Raw genomic sequence first — 18,162 nt, forward strand, 5'->3', positions numbered from 1 at the left:
CTACGGCACCACTTCGGCGGTCTCGTCGGCCCCGTTGTGAGCCGGCTCCGACACAAGGTGCAGGCCCGACGTCGAGTTCGCCGTGTAGGCGAGTGCGTCCAGCCACGCCGGGTTCACCGCTGGCGTACGACTCCCGTAGTACTTGAACACCAGCGACGCGTGCGCGTGCATCCAGACGCTGGTCCGACCGTCTCCGACACTCGCATCGTCCCTCCAGGTGAACTGGAATGCCTCACCGCGCCGCAGTTTGTTGCTGATCACGACCTGCAGGTGCGCAAGCGCACGGTCCTCGATCTCGACGCGCACCGATCCTTCGTAGATGAACTTGCCCATGGTGGCCTCCCCGCAGTCCTCGTTGACCAGTATGCGGCTGAGCGGATCGATCTCGCCCGCCGAGGTCTAAGCTCCCATCGTGGGGACAATCTATTACGGCGGGTCAGCGACGCCCATACACATCGAGGATCGGGCGCTCGCACATCTGAAGGTCGTGATCGCCACGAAGCTGCGACGGGGCGAGAGCTTCACGGTGTCGTGGCAGCATCCCGACGATCAAGCACGGGGCCGCAGCACGATCTGGTTGCACCCGTCCATCCCGCTTCGGTTCGTGTTCGATGAGCCCGAGCCGCCTCCGCTCAGCCGTCACTGGATCGACGAGCTCGCGAACTCGGCGAACACGTCTGGCGGCATCCTGCTCGTCTCCGAGCACATCGACACCGGAGCGATCGACATCCCCGACACTGCCCCGCAGATGGTGGATGTCGCCGCCGACGACGCGGCCGGATAGCGGACATCGCAATGAAGCGGCCGGGATCCGAGGATCCCGACCGCCCGTCGACCCGCGTCAGTCGAGTCCGTCCTTCACATCCTCGACCGCCTTCTTGACTCCGGCCTTGGCCTGATCGACCTTTCCCTCTGCCTCCAGGCGCTCGTCGTCGGTCATCTTGCCCGCGGCCTCCTTGCCTTTGCCCTTCATGTCTTCGGCCTCATTCTTGATCTTGTCGTCGATGCCCATCACGCTCTCCTTCATATGTCCCACGCGCAGTCGTCTACGTCGTTCGTCTCCATTGCAGGCGGCCGCGGGGAGCGGGGGAAGAGGGTTGACGTCGAACACCGGGTGTGCTCACGCGACCGCCTGGATGTGCGCGAGCGGCTCACGGGCGATCCACACGTCGTCCCAGCCCTCGGCTTCCTATCACCGTGCGCAACGGAGAGTCAACCCCCGCGACGGGCTTCGCGACGGCATGCCACGGTCATCACACATCGGTCGGCTCAGACGTCCCGTCTGCCGGCGACCCGTTCATGACCGGAAGGAACTCCCCCGTGAACATCGCACTCGTCATCATCATCGTCATCGCTATCATCCTCGCCATCTTCGGCGGGCTGAACTCAGCGCTCAGCTGGTTGCTGTGGGTCGCCATCATTGTCGGCGTGATTGCTCTGATCGCCTTCCTCTTCCGACTGATCAGCGGCCGCAACCGCGCGTAGGTCCGGCCGCCCCCTGAGAAGACATCCTGCAAGGAGGAACGACATGTCAGAGAAGTCACCGGCCAAGAATCGCCGTCGCGCAGCTCGCGGCGGCTCGGGTGCCAAGCGGACGGCCGAGCAAAACGCGGAGAAGGGATTCCGCGCCTCCGCCGAACTGAAGAATCACCTTCAGACCGTCCTCATCGACCTCATCGAACTATCGCTGCAGGGCAAGCAGGCGCATTGGAACGTGGTCGGCACGAACTTCCGTGACACACACCTCCAGCTCGACGAGGTGGTCGCGGCTGCTCGCCGATTCAGCGATGTCATCGCCGAGCGCATGCGCGCGCTGCACGCCCTCCCGGACGGCCGCAGCGACACCGTCGCGGCGACCACGAGCCTTCCGGAATATCCGCAGGGAGAGATCGACACGACAACGACGGTGGACCTGATCACCGAGCGGCTGGACGTGACGGTCGGCACGGTGCGCGACGTGCACGATGCGGTGGACGAAGAGGACCCGACGACCGCGGACATCCTGCACGACATCCTGTCCAGTCTCGAGCAGCTGTCGTGGATGGTCAGCGCCGAGAACCGCTCACCGGCGGTCAGATGAGCCCGGCCGCCGGCCACGGCGGCACCGCACTCACCCTCGCCGACACGCCGTCCGCGGCGGCGCGCGACGTCGAGCGCGCCGCCGCGGACGTGGGCGAGCTCGGCACGCAGGTGGAGGCCACGATCGAGTGGGCGGTGCGGCTCTCCAGCCGCATCCCGCTTCCCGGACAGGGGCGGACGGCCGACCGGTGGAGCGCACTGGCGACCGCTGCAGCGCTGGATGTCGGTGCGGCGCGAATACTCGAACCGCATCTGGATGCGCTCGCCATCCTCGACGAGGCACGCACGGCGGGCGCCCTGGCCTCGGACGACGAGCATGACCTCGACACGGATGGGCGCTCATCCTGGGGCGTGTTCGCCGCCGAGGGCGCCGCGCGGGTGGACGCACATCAGGATGCGGCAGGGCATTGGCGGCTGAGGGGCACCAAGCCGTGGTGCTCGCTCGCTGCACAGCTGAGCCATGCCCTGATCACCGCCTGGGTCGGTCCGCAGGCGCGCCGGCTGTTCGCCGTGTCGCTGCGGGACCCCTCGGTGCGCCCGCACAGCGGGCCGTGGGTGGCCCGCGGTCTGCGCGCGATAGTGAGCGCGGCGGTCGACTTCGACGGCACCCCGGCGATCCCCGTGGGTGAGACGGACTGGTACCTGAATCGCCCGGGCTTCCGCTGGGGTGGGATGGGCGTCGCCGCCGTCTGGTGGGGCGGCACCAGTCCGATCGTCGACGCCCTGACGGAAGCGGCCGAACGCCCGGACGCCGACCAGATCGCACAGCTGCTGTGCGGCGAGGCGGATGCCGAGCAGTGGGCGGCGAAAGTCGTCCTCGCGGACGCGGCTCGGCGGGTCGACGCGCCACCGACGTCCGATGCGCGTGCGCTGGCCGAACGGGTGCGCGCCGTCGCTGCGCGGGCCGCCGAGCGCGTGCTGACGCTCGCCGACCACGGGCTGGGTCCCGGCCCGCTGACCACGAACGAAGACCACGCACGGCGCGTCGCCGATCTGCGCATCTACCTGCGCCAGCATCACGCCGAACGGGATCTCGCACGGCTGGGGCGATCGGGCGTGACGTGATGACCGTCAGCTTCGACCATCGAGAACCGGGGACGTCAGAGGATGCGTGGGAGGATGCCGCACCCTGGCGTACCGCGCCGGAAATGGCACTGGACATGGAAAGGCTCATCGTCCTGGCCGCCCACCCCGACGACGAGACTCTGGGTGCGGGCGGTCTCATCGCCATGGCGGCCGCCCGCGGCATCCCCGTCACGGTCGTCGTGATGACCGACGGCGAGTCGTCCCATCCCGACTCGTCCCGGCCGCACGACATGCGCCGCGAACGCCGGCAGGAGGTGCTGGACGCCGTGGCCGACCTCGCGCCGCAGGCGGCGATCGACCTTCCCGCGTTCCCCGACGGCGGGCTCCGGGAGGCGGCTCCCGCCGTGCGGCGACACGCGCAGAACCTGCTGTCGAACACAGAAGGCACCGTGACGGTCGTCGCCGTGCCCTGGTGGGGCGATGGGCACCGCGACCATCGCGTGCTCGGCGAGATCGCCCGCCGGCTGCGCCCTGCCGGCGCCCAGATCATCGGCTATCCGATCTGGCTCTGGCACTGGGGGGATCCGGCATCGACGGACACCGACGGCTGGTGCGTGCTGCGACTCGACGAGGCCGCGGCGGCGGCCAAGGCACGGGCGATGCGGCGCCACGTGAGCCAGATCGAGCCGCTGTCGGACCGGCCCGGCGACGAGGCGATCATCCACGGCGAGATGCTGCGGCACTTCGAGCGCGGGTTCGAGGTGTTCATCCAGCCCGAGCCCGTCCCGACGTTCGACGCCGCGTGGTTCGAGGAGCGGTACGCGCGTCGATCCGATCCCTGGGGCGTCGATTCCCGCTGGTACGAGCGGCGCAAGCGGGACGTGATCGCCGCCTGCCTGCCCCGGCCGCGGTACGGGCACGTACTGGAGCTCGGCTGCGGAACAGGTGCGTTCACGCAGATCCTCGCCGACCGCGCCGAGGACGTCGTGGCGGTGGACGCCTCCGCACACGCGCTTGTGCGCGCACGCGATCGACTCGCAGGCGTCTCGCACGTGCGGTGGCAGCAGGTGGATCTGCTCGCGGACTGGCCCGGTGGCTGTTTCGATCTCGTCGTGCTGTCCGAGGTCGCGTACTACTGGTCGGCATCCGATCTGGACGCCGTCCTGTCGCGCATCGACGGATCGCTCGACGCGGATGGTGAGCTCGTGGCCTGCCACTGGCGGCATCCGATCCCCGGCGCCCCGCAGTCGGGAGACGCGGTCCACGACGCGATCCGGGCGCAGGCGAACCTGTCGCCGTCTGTGCGGCACCGCGAAGAGGATTTCATCCTCGAGGTCTTCGCGCGCCCGGATCGCCTGCAGTCGGTCGCGGCCAGGACCGGGGTGGGGCCGTGAGAAGGCGATGCGGCCATACCGTCGACAACGCCGTCGAGGTCATCGCCGTCGTCGTTCCGGTTCACGACGAGCAGGACCTGCTGGCGGACTGCCTGGCATCGCTGGTCACCGCGGCGCGGGCGGTGCGCGCGGTCACCTCCGTGCATGTGGTCCTCGACGCTTGCGCAGACGACTCGGCACGGATCGCCGCACGCTTTCCCGTGATCACGATGACGGTGGACGCCCACTCGGTCGGCGTCGCGCGGGATGCTGGTGTGCGATCCGTCCTGCGCTCGTTCCCGCACGTCCCGCCCGCGCGGCTGTGGATCGCGCACACCGATGCCGACTCCGTGGTCCCCGCGCACTGGCTCTCCCATCAGCTGGCGCTCGCTGAGGCGGGGGCGGATGTCGCGATCGGGACGGTCCGGCCGGACTTCTGTGATCTGTCCCCGGAGCAGACGGACGCCTGGTGGGCGACCCACGTGCCGGGCGTGGCGAATGGCCACGTGCACGGCGCGAACCTCGGCACTCGCGCAAGCGCTCTGGCGGACGCGGGTGGATTCCCGCCGATCCCGTTGCACGAGGATGTGCGACTCATCGAACAGCTGCGGATGCGGGGCGCGATGATCGTGGCATCGGACGGCTCCTGGGTGCGCACGAGCGGCCGGCAGTACGGCCGCACCGATGGCGGCTACGCCGAGTACCTGCGCACGCAGCTCATTCCGCTGGCGGCGTTGGTCGAAGGGGCCGAGCGTCAGTCAGCGAGTGAGATCTCGACCTGACCTCCGCTGATCCTCGTGCGAAGTCTCAGCTGCGGGCTGGTGGCCGGCCCGTGCACGACCGACCCGTCCGCCAGGGCGAAGGTGCTGCCGTGCCACGGGCACACGACGCACATGCCGCGCCGGCCCTCCTCGATCAGCGCGCCCTCGTGCAGCGGTCCGGACAGGTGCGAGCACCGGTCGGTGAGCGCCTGGACCCGGTCGCCATCCCGGTACAGGAGGACGGGGACCGTGTCGACGACGCGCCGGGTCATGGCCCGATCCGACAGCTCGTCCAGTGCGCCGACGTCGTGCCATCCCTCCGGCAGCACGTGCGGGACGCCTTCCACGTGGTTCGCGCCGAGCGCCAGCCGATATGCCAGGTGGCCGCCGAGGTAGCCGCCGACGGCTGCCGCCCCCAGGCCGGCCAGGGTCAACCGCCGTCCGGTCGAGGCGCGTCCGCGCACTCGCGCGACGAAGGATGCCGCGAAACATCCGACCGCGACGGTGTTGGCCGCCCAATGGACGACACCCACCCTCATCTGCGATTCGTGGCCCTTCGCCCAGTCCAGGATCCCCGTGGCGGCGGCCGGCACGGCCGCGGCCGTGCCGAGGCCGACCAGCGCGGTGGCGGATCGTCCCGCGCCCGGCATTCGGTCCAGCGCCGCGGCAGACAGCCAGGCCCCGAGCGGAAGCTGCACGAGCAGCGGGTGGAGGGGATGTCCGAGGGGAACGCCGTGCAGCAGGTCGCGCGCCTTCCCCGTCGGGATCAGCCGGTTCACGACGCCGCTGAGCGGCAGCGTGAGCCGGTCGAGCGCCCGTGCGGATTCCAGCTTCCGCAGCGCTCGCTTCACGAGAACTCCTCGACCAGCGTTCGCGTTCAGATTCGTCATGACGACACGCTAGGCACACACCCGACCGCGACGCCGGGGGCTTGACATCCCGCTGTGCCACGCTCTGACGACACTAGCTCGGCCAGCACCCGCGGGGACTCGTGCGCCATATCCGGGTCAGACTACCGGGGCTTGTGGCGGGCGCGCGCCAGCGCGTCGGCGGCGCGCACCAGCGCCAGGTGCGAGAACGCCTGCGGGGTGTTCCCCACCTGGCGCCCGGCCTTCGGGTCGTACTCCTCCGACAGCATCCCGACATCGTTGGCCAGCGCGCACAGCTTGTCCATCAGCGCGCGCGCATCGTCGACTCGATCGGTGGCGGCGTACTGCTCCACCAGCCAGAAAGAGCAGGCGAGGAACGGCGACTCCTCGCCGGACAGCCCATCCACGCCGGTGGTCGTGCGGTAGCGGCGCAGCATCCCATTCTGCATCAGGTCGTTCTCGATCCGGGTGACCGTGGCGAGCATTCGCGGATCGTCGGGCGCGCAGAACCCCACCTGCGGCAGCAGGAGCAGGGATGCGTCGACCTCGGTGGTGCCGTAGTACTGGGTGAAGCAGCCGTCGGTGACGCCCTGCGTGTCGACCTCGTCCTTCATCCGGTCGCGCAGCGCGCGCCACGAGTCCACCGCTCCGTTCAGCCCGTGCTTCTCCACGGCCCGCACTGCGCGATCGAAGGCGGCCCACACCATCACCCGCGAGTGGGTGAACATCTGCAGCTCGCCCCGGATCTCCCACAGCCCGTTGTCGGGCCGGTCGATCTGGCGGGCCGCATAGCCCACGAGCTTCTTGGCCAGCGGCCAGGAGAACTCCGAGTCGGGCAGTCCGCCGTCGCGGGCCGCCGACAGCGTCACCAGCACCTCGCCGACCACGTCGGCCTGGTACTGCAGCGCGGCCCCATTCCCGATCCGCACCGGCGATGAACCGGCGTACCCAGGAAGGGTCCGGATCTCGCGTTCGTACAGGTCGCGCTCCCCCGCCAGCCCGTACATGATCTGCAGATCGGCCGGATCGCCGGCGACCGCCCGCACCAGCCACTCGCGCCAGTGCCCGGCCAGGGCGACGAAGCCGTGGTCCAGCAGCGCCTCCAGGGTCAGGGCGGCATCGCGCAGCCACACGAACCGGTAGTCCCAGTTGCGCTCGCCGCCGAAGTCCTCCGGCAGGGATGTCGTGGCCGCCGCGGCGATCCCCCCGGTCTCATGGTTGGTCAGGGCGCGCAGGATGAGCAGCGACCGCACCACCATGTCCTTGTGCGCCCCGTCGTGTTCGATCCGGTCGGCCCACCGCTGCCACCAGTCGCGAGTGCGCGCCACCTCCTCGTCGACGTCCAGGCGCGGCGGAGTGCGCAGTTGCGAGGGGAACCACGTCAGGCTCAGATCGACGCTCTGACCGGTCGCGACCGCGACCTTTCCGCGGTGGACATGATCGGCCGCCTTGAGCAGCCCGCCGCGCAGAACCACGGCATCCGGCCCCGCCATCGCCACCAGCTCGGGCGACTCGTCGGTGCCGGTCTGACGCACCCAGGGCATGGCGCGGGCATAGTCGAACCGCATGCGCACTGCGTTGTCGAACTCGACCAGACCGGTGATGCCGACCACGCGCCGCACGACGTCGATCCGATCCGAGTCGACGTGCCGATGCGGATCGACCGGCATGAAGTCATGCACCTCGGCGATGCCGCTGGCCGTCTCCCACCGGGTGATCAGGACGAACGTGTCGCCGTCGTAGTGCCGGCTCGCGGTGGCGGTCGCGTCCGCCGGGTGCAGGCTCCAGCATCCGTGATCCTCGTCGCCGAGCAGCGCGCCGAAGACCGATCCCGAGTCCAGCCGCGGCAGGCAGAGCCAGTCGATGCTGCCCGTGCGTGAGACCAGGGCCGCGGTGCGGCAGTTGCTCAGGAGTGCGTATTCCTCGATCGGAGTGGACATCGCTTCCGAGTCTGGCACCGCCGCATGTCGGACGCCAGGACATCGGCCGACGGATCGGATTATGGTGAACGATATGCCGAAGACGACGACGTTTCTCATCCTCGGAGCATCCGGCGATCTCACTTCGCGTCTGCTCCTGCCCGCTCTCGGCCAGCTGCTGCAGCGCGAACCGGATCGCCAGATCGTGCTGCACGGGGCGGGATCGGATGCCTGGAGCAGTCGCCGGTGGAAGGACGCTGTCCGCGACGCCTTCACATCGGCGGATGCCGAGGACATGCTCGATCGGGTCGCCGACACGACGTACACGCAGGCTGACATCACCAAAGCCGACGACCTGAAGAAGCTTCTGGATCGGGCCGAGGGCCGGCTGGTGATGTACTTCGCCGTGCCGCCCGCGGTGACGGTCGCGGCCTGCGAGGCGATGCAGAAGCTCACACTGCCCGACGACACCGTGCTCGCGCTGGAGAAGCCGTTCGGCGGGGACGAAGCCGGCGCCCGCGCGCTCAACGCCACTCTGACCACACTGGTGCCCGAGAAGAGCATCTTCCGGGTCGACCACTTCCTCGGCCGGTCGACGCTGCTGAACATCCTCGGCGTCCGATTCGCGAACCGCCTCATCGAGCCCGTGTGGTCGGCCGACCACGTCGAGTCGGTGCTCGTGCGCTACGACGAGTCGCTCGCCCTGGAGGGCCGAGCCCGGTATTACGACAAGGCCGGGGCGATGGTCGACATGATCCAGAGCCACCTGCTGCAGGTGCTGGCCGTGCTGGCGATGGAGGAGCCGGTCGACCTCGACGAGATCGACCTGCGCGACGCGAAGAGCGCCGCGCTGCGCGCGACGCACATCTGGGACGACAATCCCGTCCGCCACTCGCGGCGCGCACGCTACACCGCCGGCACGATCGACGGCCGTCAGCTGCCGTCGTACGTCGACGAGGAGGGCGTCGACCCGGCGCGGGAGACCGAGACGATCGCCGAGATCGTGTGCGAGGTGCGCACGTCTCGCTGGGCCGGCGTGCCGTTCACGCTGCGCAGCGGCAAGGCGCTGGGCGAGAAGACCGCTGAGATCGTGGTGCGCTTCCGGCCGGTGCGCCACATCCCGGACGGACTGACCGGACAGCCCGACGACGGCGGCCTGCTGCGCATCGGCCTCAGCCCGGACCGGATCGAGCTGGTCCTCAACGTCAACGGCGGCGACGATCCGTTCGCGCTGCGCCGCGAGTCGCTGTCGACGAAGATCGGCAAGAGCACCATGCTGGCCTACACCGAGGTGCTCTCGCAGCTGCTGGACGGGGATGTCGCCCTGTCGGTGCGCGGCGACGCGGCCGAGGAGTGCTGGCGGATCATCGAGCCGGTCCGCGATGCCTGGGAGCGCGGCGACGTGCCGCTGGAGGAGTACCCCGCCGGGTCGACCGGCCCCGCCGACTGGGCGACCTCAGGTCCCTGAGCGAGCGCAGTGAGACGAAGTGCCCCGAGCGCAGTCTCAGGTCCCTGAGCGAGCGCAGCGAGACGAAGGGCCCCGAGCGCAGTCTCAGGTCCCTGAGCGAGCGCAGCGAGACGAAGGGCCCCGAGCGCAGTCTCAGGTCCCTGAGCGAGCGCAGCGAGACGAAGGGCCGGCACCCGACCCCCGCGCGGTGGCGCCCCGCGCCGGTGGCACCCCGGGGCGCGCCGACACTCGCGGCCGCCCCGATTCGCCGAGACCGGGGATCCTCCGCGAAACCGGGGGCATGCGCCTGGGTTTCGCGGAGAATCCCCGGTCTCGCGGATGCGGTGACGCGAAGTCGCCCGGTCGGCGGATGCGGTGTCGCGGAGTCGCCCGGTCGCGGGGGCGGGCGGCACCGAGTGGGGACGTCAGCGAGACGCGAACAGGCCCGAGATCGCCTGAGCGCGGGCGTCGTCGAGGGCGGGGTCGAGGCGGCCGTCGGCCGAGAACCGGCTGACGCCGTGCAGGGTGCTCCAGAGCAGTTCGGCGCGCACGGCGCGCTGGCGGGGCGTCTGGCCGCCGACCGCGCGCTCGAGCATCGCGAAACCCTGGCGCAGGACCTCCGGGGTGTCGTCGGAGGCGAACACGATGCCCGTGCGGGCCGACGTCATCACCTCATAGACGGCAGGATGCTCGCGCGCGAACGCGAGGTAGGCCGCAATGAGCGCCGACAGCATCCCGGCCCCCTCGCCGGGCGCGCTCATCGCCGCGGCGAGTTCGGTGTAGCCCTGGATCACGACGTGTTCGACGATCTCGTCCCGTCCGCCGGGGAAATGCCGGTACAGGATCGGCTGGCTGAAGCCGATCGCGTCGGCGAGGCGCCGCACGGTGACTGCGGGCCAGCCCTCCTGCTCGGCGATCTCGCGCGCTGCCCGGACGATCCGCAGTTCGCGCTCGCGGATCCGTTGGGTGTCTTGCGGTGATCGGGCCATGACGCTATGTTAGCAGCACTAACCCTTAGCACTGCTAACACTGGAGGAATCATGACCATCGTCATCGCCATCACCGGGACGCTCGCCATCCTGAGCCTCGCCGTCATCTTCGGCACGGATGTCGTCGGCGCCCTCGTGCAGCGGTCCGTCTACGCCGAGCTGGACGAGCGCTCCATGGTGCAGGTGGTCGGTCGCGGCCACTACTACGGCGACCGCCGGATGCCGGCCATCGGGATCTCCGGCACGATCCTCACCGCCGCCACCGCCGCGGCGGCGTTCCTCTGGGAGTCGACGCTCGCCGGCATCCTCGCATCCGCGGGCTTCATCCTGGTGATCGTGTGGCTGCTCTTCTATGCGGGCATCGCCAAGCCCATCAACACGACGCTCACCGCCGCCGCGCTCGCCGGAGAGGTGCCCGCCGACGCCCGCGCCCTGCAGGCGCGCTGGGAGTCGATCCTCCCCCTGCGGGTCACCCTGACCGGCGTCGCAATGGTCCTGCTGCTGGCGACGCTCGTCCTGCTCTGACCCCGGACGCGCCCCGACCGTCGAGACCGGGGATTCCCCTCGAAACCCGGGACATGCGCCTCGGTTTCGCGGAGAATCCCCGGTTTCGCGGAATCGGCGGGCGCAGGCCGCTCAGTCGAGCAGCTCGGCCTCGATCACGTCGTCGTCGGGGCCGGATGCCGCGGCCTGGCCGTCACTGGTGAGCACGAGCGACGAGCCGTCGGCCGCGACATCCACCCGCACCACGTCGCCGTCGTGCACGGTGCCCGACAGCAGCGCCATCGCGAGCCCATCCTGAACCTCGCTCTGGATGAGGCGGCGCAGCGGCCGCGCCCCGAACACCGGGTCGTAGCCGCGGGCGGCGAGCCAGGCCCGGGCGTCCGGCGTCACGGCCAGCGTGAGCCGGCGCTCGTGCAGCCGACGCTGCAGCTGGTCGACGGCGAGCTCCACGATCTGGGCGAGGTCGTCCTCGCTCAGCGACTGGAACATCACGATGTCATCGAGCCGGTTGAGGAACTCGGGCTTGAACGCCTGGCGCACCAGCGCCATCACCTGCTCGCGCTTCTGGTCGGCCGACAGCATCGGGTCGATCAGGATCGGCGAGCCGAGGTTGGAGGTGAGCACGAGGATGACGTTCGTGAAGTCGACCGTGCGCCCCTGCCCGTCGGTCAGCCGACCGTCGTCGAGCACCTGCAGGAGCACGTCGAACACCTCGGGGTGAGCCTTCTCGACCTCGTCCAGCAGCACGACGCTGTACGGGCGGCGGCGCACGGCCTCGGTGAGCTGTCCGCCCTGCTCGTAGCCGATGTATCCGGGCGGGGCGCCGACCAGCCGCGACACGGTGTGCTTCTCGCCGTACTCGGACATGTCGATGCGCACCATGGCGTGCTCGTCGTCGAACAGGAACTCGGCCAGCGCCTTGGCCAGCTCGGTCTTGCCGACGCCGGTGGGTCCGAGGAACAGGAACGATCCGGTCGGCCGGTTCGGGTCGCTGATGCCCGCGCGCGACCGGCGCACGGCATCCGCGACCGCCTTCACGGCCGGCTTCTGTCCGATCAGCCGCTTGCCGAGCTCGGACTCCAGGTGCAGCAGCTTCTCGGTCTCGCCCTGCAGCAGCCGCCCGACCGGGATGCCGGTCCACGACGCGATGACGGACGCGATGTCCTCGTCGGTGACCTGGTCGCCGACCATGCGGTCCTCGCTGCCCTCCGCGCGCTCGGCGTCGGCGAGCTGGCGCTGCAGCCCCGGGATCTCGGCGTACAGCAGCCGCGACGCCTTCTCGAGGTTGCCCTCGCGCTGGGCGCGCTCGGCCTCGCTGCGGGCGGCATCGAGCTGGGTCTTCAGGTCTCCGACCCGGTTCAGCGTCGCCCGCTCCCGGTCCCAGCGCGCCTGCAGCTCGCCCAGCCGCGCCTTTTCGCCGCTGAGGTCGTCGCGCAGCGTCTGCAGCCGCTCCTGCGAGGCGGCATCCTTCTCCTTCTTCAGCGCGAGCTCCTCGAGCCTGAGCCGGTCGACGTGACGGCGCAGCTCGTCGATCTCCAGCGGCGCCGAGTCGATCTCCATGCGCAGCCGCGAGGCGGCCTCGTCGATCAGGTCGATCGCCTTGTCCGGCAGCTGCCGGGCGGGGATGTACCGGTGCGACAGGGATGCCGCGGCCACGAGCGCCCCGTCGGCGATGGCGACCTTGTGGTGGGCCTCGTAGCGCTCCTTCAACCCGCGGAGGATCGCGATGGTGTCTTCGACCGTCGGCTCGCCGACGTAGACCTGCTGGAAGCGGCGTTCCAGCGCGGCATCCTTCTCGATGAACTCGCGGTACTCGTTCAGCGTGGTCGCGCCGATCAGGCGCAGCTCGCCGCGCGCGAGCATGGGCTTGAGCATGTTGGATGCCGCGACCGACCCTTCGCCGCCGCCGGCGCCCATCAGCACGTGCAGCTCGTCGATGAACGTGATCACCTGTCCCTCGGACTCGGTGATCTCCTTGAGCACGCTCTTCAGCCGCTCTTCGAATTGGCCGCGGTACATCGCGCCGGCCACCAGCGCGGAGATGTCGAGGGCGATCAGCTCCTTGCCCTTCAGCGACTCGGCGACGTCGCCGGCGACGATGCGCTGGGCGAGGCCCTCGACCACAGCGGTCTTGCCGACGCCGGGCTCGCCGATCAGCACCGGGTTGTTCTTGGTGCGGCGGGTCAGCACCTGGCTGACGCGGCGGATCTCGCTGTCACGGCCGATGACGGGGTCGAGCTTGCCCTGCCGGGCGCGGTCGGTGAGGTTGATGCCGAACTGCTCGAGCGGGGTCTGCTGCTCCTCCTGCCCGGGCTGCGGTTGTGCGTTCATGGGTCTCCTTGAAATCTGCGGGACTCAAACTTGAGTCTTCTGCGCTCAAGTTTAACACTGCCACCTGCCGCGCTCAACGGTTCTGCGCACTCAATGGTCGAGCTGGGCGCGGGCATCCGCGTATGCACGTCGCAGCGCCGCCCCCACCCACTCGTCGCCCTGGTAGACGTTGTCGGCGCCGATGTCCGCGGTCAGTCCGCCGGCCCGCATCTGGGCGAGCACCCGCGGTTCGCTGGCCACCACCTTCAGCTGCGCCTCGACGGCGGCCAGCTCGTGCGCGTATCGCCGCAGGACCGCGATCAGCGCCAGCCCGAGTTGGTCGGTGCCGCGCAGCCGCACGATCACGACCGCGTGCGACGAGTCGCCCGACACGGTGGGCAGCTGCTTCTCGACCGTGGGAGCGCTGGCGAAGAACAGACTGCCGTACGGCTGGAGGATCACGACCTGCCCGCTGCGGATCTCGGCCGGCGGGTCGGTCTCGCGCATCCGGCCGTCCTCGGCGATCTGCACGGCCCGCACACGCACCCGGTTCGACTGCTGCGCCACGAACAGGACGATGCCCAGCCCCACCCCGACCAGCACGGCGAACTGCAGCGGGATGACCAGCGTGAGCACGAACGTGACCGCCATTATGGAGGTCTGCAGCGGCCCGGCCTTGATCACCGAATAGACGCGGCTCGGCTTGATCGAGGTCACGCCGACCACGATCAGGAGCCCGGCCAGGGCCGGCATCGCGACGTAGGCGACCAGGCCGGACAGGAGCAGGATGACGAGGGCCATCGTCGCGCCGGCGGCGAACAGCGCCATCCGGGTGCGGGCGCCCGCGGCCACGACCAGCGAGGACGCCGACATCGATCCGCCCACCGGCATGCCTCGGAACGCCCCCGCCACGATGTTGCCGACGCCCTGGCCGATGAAGTCGCGGGATGCGTCCGCCGGCCGGCCGTCGACGGTGGGGATGCCCGCCGAGACGCCGGCGCCCTGCACGAGCCCGACGAACGCGAGCGAGAGTGCGGGGACGGCCAGGAACAGGATGTCGTCGAGGGACGGGAGCACCGGCGCGGGCAGCCCGCGGGGGACGTCCACCATGTCGTGCAGCATCTGCACAGGATGCGGCACCCACAGGTTCAGCAGGACGGCCGCGACCGACCCCACGATCACGGCGATGACCAGCCCGGTCGAGCCGATGCGGGTGGGCAGGAACAGGACGATCGCCAGGATCGTGATGGCCCCCACGATCGCCGCCGACACCTGCCACTGCGGGATGTGCAGCAGCAGATCGATGGTCTTCGTGATGCGGTTCGCGCCGCGCGCGTCGTAGCCGGTGAGGTTGGAGAGCTGGCCGAGCACGATGTTGACGCCGACCGCGGTGATGAAGCCGGTCATCACGGCGGTGGGCACGAAGCTGATGAGGCGTCCGAGGCGCAGCACCCCGGCGATGATCATGATGACCCCGGCCATCATCGCCAGCGTGTACAGCGCGGCGTCCGGATCGGCCCGGCTCTGCAGATCGGCATCGGCGACCACGAGCGACATCGCGCCGGTCGCCTGCACCGCCATGTAGGCGCTGCTGGTGGCGAAGGCGGCGCCCACCATCCCGAACAGGTAGCCGTACAGGCCGGCGAGCGGGTTGACGCCCGCCAGCAGCCCCGAGGCCAGCCCGTCGGGCACGCTCTCCACCCCGAGCACGATGCCGGCGGTGATGTCCTTGCCCAGCGTCTTGCGGGAGAACAGCCCGTTCAGATCGGCGCGCACACGTTCACGCTAGCGGGCCGGTGCGCGGTCTGCGCGCCCACACGGTGAGCACGAGCACACCGATCACGGAGATGACGATCAATCCGACCACGTACAAGGTCTCTGCCAGCTGCGACACGGCCTGCGCGGTGGCCGGCAGCAGCATTCCGTATGCGAGCTGCTGACTCGCGGTGCCGGTGAACTGCACCGCCACCCATGCCGAGAGAAGGCCCATCGAGTCCCAGAGGGAATGCAGCACCGCCACCGAGGCGAACGCGATGAGGACGGACCACCACCTCGCGGTCCGCCCGAGCGCAGCGAAGATGGCGGCACCGAGAATCGCGGTCCACAGCACGTGTCCGACCGGGGCGAGCAGGCCGCGCACGGCCTCGGTCTGCAGCATCGAGATCAGATCGATGCCGCGCAGGCTCAATCCGGCGTTGAACGCGTAGCCGGCGGATTCGAACGCCGCGAACCCGGCGCCGACGGTCGCGCCGAGGAGAGCACCCTGGCGGCCCGTCTTGGGATGCACCGCGACACCGACGGCGACGAACACCAGCCCCTTGCAGAGTTCTTCGATGACCCCGACCCCGAGGTAGATGTACCACGACGGGTGCAGATGCACCTCGAGGATCGACGCACCGAGCACACCGAAGATGCCGCCGACGAAGAACGCCATGATGAGGCGGGTCATGTCGAGGTTGCCCTCGGTCCGCTCCGACGCGAACATCACGACCGTGAACGGCACGAGGAAGCTCCCGAGCAGGATCACGGTCGGCACGAGGTTCGTGTTCTGCGTCCCGAACGTGACCGCTGCGGTAATGAGCCAGAGCACGATGCCGCCGACGAGCGTCTTCCACCACCAGCCGTGGTGCTTCTGGCGCGGGGCCCCCTGCGCCTGCCCCTGCGCTCGAGTCTGCGCCGCCACAGCACCGGTCCGTGTCTCTGCAGCCGCTTCGTGCGTCCCGCCCGTCCCGCCCGTCCCGTTGCTCATCGGCGTGTCCCTTCTCCGGTGTCCCGCCTGGTGGCCTTCAGAGACAGGATGCCGCAGCCGCGACCCGATCGGAATCAACCCGCTCGGGTGAATCACCCGAATCGGATGAACGCCGACCCGCGCATGCAGACGTTCCTGCCGCCGAGACAGTACATTCAGGACGAGCACACAGCGAGAAAGGGAAGCAGATGGGATTCTGGGATTTCTTCTGGTACATGATGTGGGCGTTCTTCTTCGTCGCCTACCTGATGGTGCTGTTCACGATCATCGGCGACCTCTTCCGCGACCGGAAGCTCAACGGCTGGTGGAAGGCACTGTGGATCATCTTCCTGATCTTCGTCCCATTCCTCACGTCCCTGGTGTACCTCGTCGCCCGCGGCCGAGGTATGGCCGAGCGCAGCGCGGCACAGACCAAGGAGGCCAAGAGCGCCGCCGACTCGTACATCCGGGACGTCGCAGGCAAGAGCCCGTCCGATGAGATCGCCCAGGCGGCACGGCTCCTCGAGGCCGGGACGATCACCACGGAGGAATACGAGAAGCTGAAGGCCAAGGCGCTGAACTGAACGCAGCGTTCCGGCCACAGTAGGTCCGTGGCCGGAACGCCCTTCCCGGAACACTCTGTCAGGGAGGCAGAGATGGGCGGCCTGATCGTCGATCTCATCCCAGTGACGCTGGGCGTCATACTCAGCCCGCTGGCCATCATGGCTCTCGTGGCCGTGCTGCTGTCGCGCCTGGCCCGGGTCAACGGCGTCGCCTATCTGCTCGGGTGGCTCGTGGGCATCGTCGGACTGCTCGCGCTGTTCAGCTGGCTGTTCCGCTCGGCCGAAGTGCACGCGCAGAGGGAGCCGCCACTCTGGGTCATCCTCCTCCGCCTGCTGATCGCGCTCGTCTTCCTGGGCGGGGCGTGGTGGGTGTATCGGAAGGGCGCACTCCGCATTGGGCGGATGGCCGCGGCCAGCACCCCGAAGGACGTCGCGAAGGCCGCGACCCTCCCGGGCTGGCTGCAGTCGGTCTCCACCTTCCGTCCGGTGCGCACGTTCCTCCTCGGCGTCGGCCTGTTCGTCGTCAACCCGGTGGATGCGTCGTGCGCGATCATCGCGGCCCTCGATATCGCGCTTGCGGATGTCACGGCCGCGCAGGCGAGTGCCACGGCGATCGGGTTCGTCGTCGTCGGCACCCTGCCGATCGCTGTTCCGGTGATCTGGCTGCTGTTCGCCGGCACGCGCGCACAGCCCACCCTCGACGCGATCCGCACCTGGATCGCCGGTCACACCCACGTGCTCAACGCCGCCCTGCTCCTTGTGATCGGAGTGCTGCAGCTGCAGAAGGCCGTGTCGGCTCTGGTCTGAGCCTCATCGGCGGCGAGATGTACTCCATGGCCCACGACTGACGGTCCGACTCACTCCTTTCCTTCTCGATCAACGTAAGGCATACTGGTCGAAGGAAAGGAACCCGTATGCCTACCGCGACGATGACGAGCAAGGGCCAGATCACCGTGCCGAAGGAGGTCCGAGAGGATCTGAGACTGAAGCCCGGCTCCCAGCTCATGTTTGTGAAGCTGTCGGGCGGCCAGTACCGTCTGGTGGCCAAGACCGGCTCGATCAAGGACCTCGCCGGGATGCTCTACGACCCGGCCGGCCCCCGACTGACGATCGAGGAGATGAACGAGGCGATCGGCGACGCCGCAGCGGAGTCCGCCCGGCGAGGGATGGAGTGATCGTCCGCGGCGCGCCGACCGTCGGGATCGATACGAACGTACTGGCCCGATACTTCCTCAGAGATGACGACGTCCAACTGCCGATCGCCCGACGACTGATGACCTCACTCACGATCGAGCGGCCGGGTATGGTCAGCCATGTGACGCTCGTCGAACTCGACTGGCTCATGGGGCGCGGGTACAAGATCCCGAAGGAGACGCGCCTGGCCGCCGTCCGCGCACTCGTCGAGGCGGAGGAGATCGAGTTCGAGGATGGCGAGGGCGTCGTCCGGGCGCTCACGCTCGCCGAAGAGGGCGCCGACTTCGCCGATGCGCTGATCGCGACGACGATGGAGCAGTGCGGCGTCGGCGAGATCGTCACCTTCGATCGCGCGGCCGCCGATCGTCTGGGGTGGAGGCTGCTGGCCTGACGGTCGGGC

20 protein-coding genes are annotated in these 18,162 nt (G+C 69.4%); 12 read left to right on the plus strand and 8 right to left on the minus strand.

From position 1 onward, the window contains the following. Positions 1-333 carry a DUF7882 family protein gene (locus AC0L6F_RS09280; protein ID WP_259612918.1) on the minus strand — a complete coding sequence of 111 codons (333 nt, stop codon included), beginning with the start codon at positions 331-333 and terminating at the stop codon, positions 1-3. 79 nt (positions 334-412) lie between these two features. Here AC0L6F_RS09280 and AC0L6F_RS09285 point away from each other — a divergent pair, with 79 nt between their 5' ends. Further along, positions 413-784 carry a DUF7882 family protein gene (locus AC0L6F_RS09285; RefSeq protein ID WP_473537646.1) on the plus strand — a complete coding sequence of 124 codons (372 nt, stop codon included), beginning with the start codon at positions 413-415 and terminating at the stop codon, positions 782-784. Positions 785-841: 57 nt separating this feature from the next. On the opposite strand, the gene AC0L6F_RS09290 is transcribed toward AC0L6F_RS09285, so the two are convergent. After that, complete coding sequence (locus AC0L6F_RS09290) at positions 842-1,012, minus strand: CsbD family protein (RefSeq protein ID WP_473537648.1); 171 nt, start codon at positions 1,010-1,012, stop codon at positions 842-844. Between the two features lie 308 nt (positions 1,013-1,320). On the opposite strand from AC0L6F_RS09290, the gene AC0L6F_RS09295 reads away from it, so the two are divergent. The 5 genes from AC0L6F_RS09295 to AC0L6F_RS09315 all read left to right on the plus strand — a co-directional run bounded on the left by AC0L6F_RS09295 (position 1,321) and on the right by AC0L6F_RS09315 (position 5,260). Next, positions 1,321-1,485, plus strand: coding sequence for a hypothetical protein (locus tag AC0L6F_RS09295; protein ID WP_259612920.1), 165 nt, complete (start codon positions 1,321-1,323; stop codon positions 1,483-1,485). A 43-nt stretch (positions 1,486-1,528) separates the two neighbouring features. Continuing rightward, entirely contained in the window at positions 1,529-2,080 is a 552-nt protein-coding gene (locus AC0L6F_RS09300) for a Dps family protein (protein WP_274636289.1), read from the plus strand. Further along, complete coding sequence (locus tag AC0L6F_RS09305; protein ID WP_473537650.1) at positions 2,038-3,144, plus strand: acyl-CoA dehydrogenase; 1,107 nt, start codon at positions 2,038-2,040, stop codon at positions 3,142-3,144. Before AC0L6F_RS09300 ends, AC0L6F_RS09305 begins: the two co-directional genes overlap by 43 nt. A gap of 83 nt (positions 3,145-3,227) precedes the next feature. After that, complete coding sequence (locus tag AC0L6F_RS09310; RefSeq protein WP_473537652.1) at positions 3,228-4,499, plus strand: PIG-L family deacetylase; 1,272 nt, start codon at positions 3,228-3,230, stop codon at positions 4,497-4,499. Continuing rightward, a complete protein-coding gene (locus AC0L6F_RS09315) occupies positions 4,496-5,260 on the plus strand; it encodes a glycosyltransferase (RefSeq protein ID WP_259612923.1) in 765 nt (254 codons plus the stop codon). The genes AC0L6F_RS09310 and AC0L6F_RS09315 overlap by 4 nt, the downstream gene beginning before the upstream one ends. Here AC0L6F_RS09315 and AC0L6F_RS09320 read toward each other — a convergent pair. Both AC0L6F_RS09320 and AC0L6F_RS09325 read right to left on the minus strand, forming a co-directional pair. Continuing rightward, positions 5,233-6,090 (minus strand): Rieske (2Fe-2S) protein, encoded by an 858-nt coding sequence (locus AC0L6F_RS09320; RefSeq protein ID WP_473537653.1) that lies wholly within the window; start codon positions 6,088-6,090, stop codon positions 5,233-5,235. The genes AC0L6F_RS09315 and AC0L6F_RS09320 overlap by 28 nt on opposite strands. 161 nt (positions 6,091-6,251) lie before the next feature. Further along, positions 6,252-8,048 carry a glycoside hydrolase family 15 protein gene (locus AC0L6F_RS09325; RefSeq protein WP_473537655.1) on the minus strand — a complete coding sequence of 599 codons (1,797 nt, stop codon included), beginning with the start codon at positions 8,046-8,048 and terminating at the stop codon, positions 6,252-6,254. Between the two features lie 73 nt (positions 8,049-8,121). On the opposite strand from AC0L6F_RS09325, the gene AC0L6F_RS09330 reads away from it, so the two are divergent. Beyond that, positions 8,122-9,495 carry a glucose-6-phosphate dehydrogenase gene (locus AC0L6F_RS09330; RefSeq protein ID WP_473537656.1) on the plus strand — a complete coding sequence of 458 codons (1,374 nt, stop codon included), beginning with the start codon at positions 8,122-8,124 and terminating at the stop codon, positions 9,493-9,495. A gap of 404 nt (positions 9,496-9,899) precedes the next feature. Here the strand turns inward: AC0L6F_RS09330 and AC0L6F_RS09335 are convergent, their stop codons facing one another. Continuing rightward, positions 9,900-10,463 carry a TetR/AcrR family transcriptional regulator gene (locus AC0L6F_RS09335; protein WP_259612926.1) on the minus strand — a complete coding sequence of 188 codons (564 nt, stop codon included), beginning with the start codon at positions 10,461-10,463 and terminating at the stop codon, positions 9,900-9,902. Between the two features lie 51 nt (positions 10,464-10,514). Between AC0L6F_RS09335 and AC0L6F_RS09340 the strand changes: the two genes are divergently transcribed. Beyond that, entirely contained in the window at positions 10,515-10,988 is a 474-nt protein-coding gene (locus AC0L6F_RS09340; RefSeq protein WP_259612927.1) for a DUF1772 domain-containing protein, read from the plus strand. A 111-nt stretch (positions 10,989-11,099) separates the two neighbouring features. Here AC0L6F_RS09340 and AC0L6F_RS09345 read toward each other — a convergent pair whose 3' ends face one another. From AC0L6F_RS09345 to AC0L6F_RS09355, 3 genes are all read right to left on the minus strand, one after another. Then, positions 11,100-13,298, minus strand: a complete 2,199-nt coding sequence (locus AC0L6F_RS09345; RefSeq protein WP_473537658.1) for an ATP-dependent Clp protease ATP-binding subunit — start codon at positions 13,296-13,298, stop codon at positions 11,100-11,102. Between the two features lie 90 nt (positions 13,299-13,388). Then, a complete protein-coding gene (locus tag AC0L6F_RS09350; protein ID WP_473537660.1) occupies positions 13,389-15,053 on the minus strand; it encodes a SulP family inorganic anion transporter in 1,665 nt (554 codons plus the stop codon). A 4-nt stretch (positions 15,054-15,057) separates the two neighbouring features. After that, the gene (locus tag AC0L6F_RS09355; protein ID WP_473537662.1) at positions 15,058-16,026 is read right to left on the minus strand and encodes a PrsW family intramembrane metalloprotease; all 969 of its coding nucleotides are present in this window, start codon (positions 16,024-16,026) and stop codon (positions 15,058-15,060) included. A gap of 188 nt (positions 16,027-16,214) precedes the next feature. On the opposite strand from AC0L6F_RS09355, the gene AC0L6F_RS09360 reads away from it, so the two are divergent. The 4 genes from AC0L6F_RS09360 to AC0L6F_RS09375 all read left to right on the plus strand — a co-directional run bounded on the left by AC0L6F_RS09360 (position 16,215) and on the right by AC0L6F_RS09375 (position 18,153). Then, positions 16,215-16,589, plus strand: a complete 375-nt coding sequence (locus AC0L6F_RS09360) for an SHOCT domain-containing protein (RefSeq protein ID WP_473537664.1) — start codon at positions 16,215-16,217, stop codon at positions 16,587-16,589. A gap of 72 nt (positions 16,590-16,661) precedes the next feature. Then, entirely contained in the window at positions 16,662-17,375 is a 714-nt protein-coding gene (locus AC0L6F_RS09365; protein WP_473537665.1) for a GAP family protein, read from the plus strand. Positions 17,376-17,482: 107 nt separating this feature from the next. Next, entirely contained in the window at positions 17,483-17,743 is a 261-nt protein-coding gene (locus AC0L6F_RS09370) for an AbrB/MazE/SpoVT family DNA-binding domain-containing protein (RefSeq protein WP_473537666.1), read from the plus strand. Beyond that, on the plus strand, positions 17,740-18,153 hold the full coding sequence (locus tag AC0L6F_RS09375) for a PIN domain-containing protein (protein ID WP_473537667.1): 414 nt from the start codon (positions 17,740-17,742) through the stop codon (positions 18,151-18,153). The genes AC0L6F_RS09370 and AC0L6F_RS09375 overlap by 4 nt, the downstream gene beginning before the upstream one ends. Positions 18,154-18,162: the final 9 nt, after the last annotated feature.

It is taken from the genome of Microbacterium sp. G2-16M, assembly GCF_055809115.1.

What these genes read in the sequence shown, in the direction of transcription:
- AC0L6F_RS09280 (WP_259612918.1), bottom strand. Translation starts at nt 333, where the DNA reads ATGGGCAAGTTCATCTACGAAGGATCGGTGCGCGTCGAGATCGAGGAC.
- AC0L6F_RS09290 (WP_473537648.1), bottom strand. Translation starts at nt 1,012, where the DNA reads ATGGGCATCGACGACAAGATCAAGAATGAGGCCGAAGACATGAAGGGC.
- AC0L6F_RS09300 (WP_274636289.1), top strand. Translation starts at nt 1,529, where the DNA reads ATGTCAGAGAAGTCACCGGCCAAGAATCGCCGTCGCGCAGCTCGCGGC.
- AC0L6F_RS09310 (WP_473537652.1), top strand. Translation starts at nt 3,228, where the DNA reads ATGGCACTGGACATGGAAAGGCTCATCGTCCTGGCCGCCCACCCCGAC.
- AC0L6F_RS09325 (WP_473537655.1), bottom strand. Translation starts at nt 8,048, where the DNA reads ATGTCCACTCCGATCGAGGAATACGCACTCCTGAGCAACTGCCGCACC.
- AC0L6F_RS09330 (WP_473537656.1), top strand. Translation starts at nt 8,122, where the DNA reads ATGCCGAAGACGACGACGTTTCTCATCCTCGGAGCATCCGGCGATCTC.
- AC0L6F_RS09335 (WP_259612926.1), bottom strand. Translation starts at nt 10,463, where the DNA reads ATGGCCCGATCACCGCAAGACACCCAACGGATCCGCGAGCGCGAACTG.
- AC0L6F_RS09340 (WP_259612927.1), top strand. Translation starts at nt 10,515, where the DNA reads ATGACCATCGTCATCGCCATCACCGGGACGCTCGCCATCCTGAGCCTC.
- AC0L6F_RS09345 (WP_473537658.1), bottom strand. Translation starts at nt 13,298, where the DNA reads ATGAACGCACAACCGCAGCCCGGGCAGGAGGAGCAGCAGACCCCGCTC.
- AC0L6F_RS09355 (WP_473537662.1), bottom strand. Translation starts at nt 16,026, where the DNA reads ATGAGCAACGGGACGGGCGGGACGGGCGGGACGCACGAAGCGGCTGCA.
- AC0L6F_RS09360 (WP_473537664.1), top strand. Translation starts at nt 16,215, where the DNA reads ATGGGATTCTGGGATTTCTTCTGGTACATGATGTGGGCGTTCTTCTTC.
- AC0L6F_RS09365 (WP_473537665.1), top strand. Translation starts at nt 16,662, where the DNA reads ATGGGCGGCCTGATCGTCGATCTCATCCCAGTGACGCTGGGCGTCATA.
- AC0L6F_RS09370 (WP_473537666.1), top strand. Translation starts at nt 17,483, where the DNA reads ATGCCTACCGCGACGATGACGAGCAAGGGCCAGATCACCGTGCCGAAG.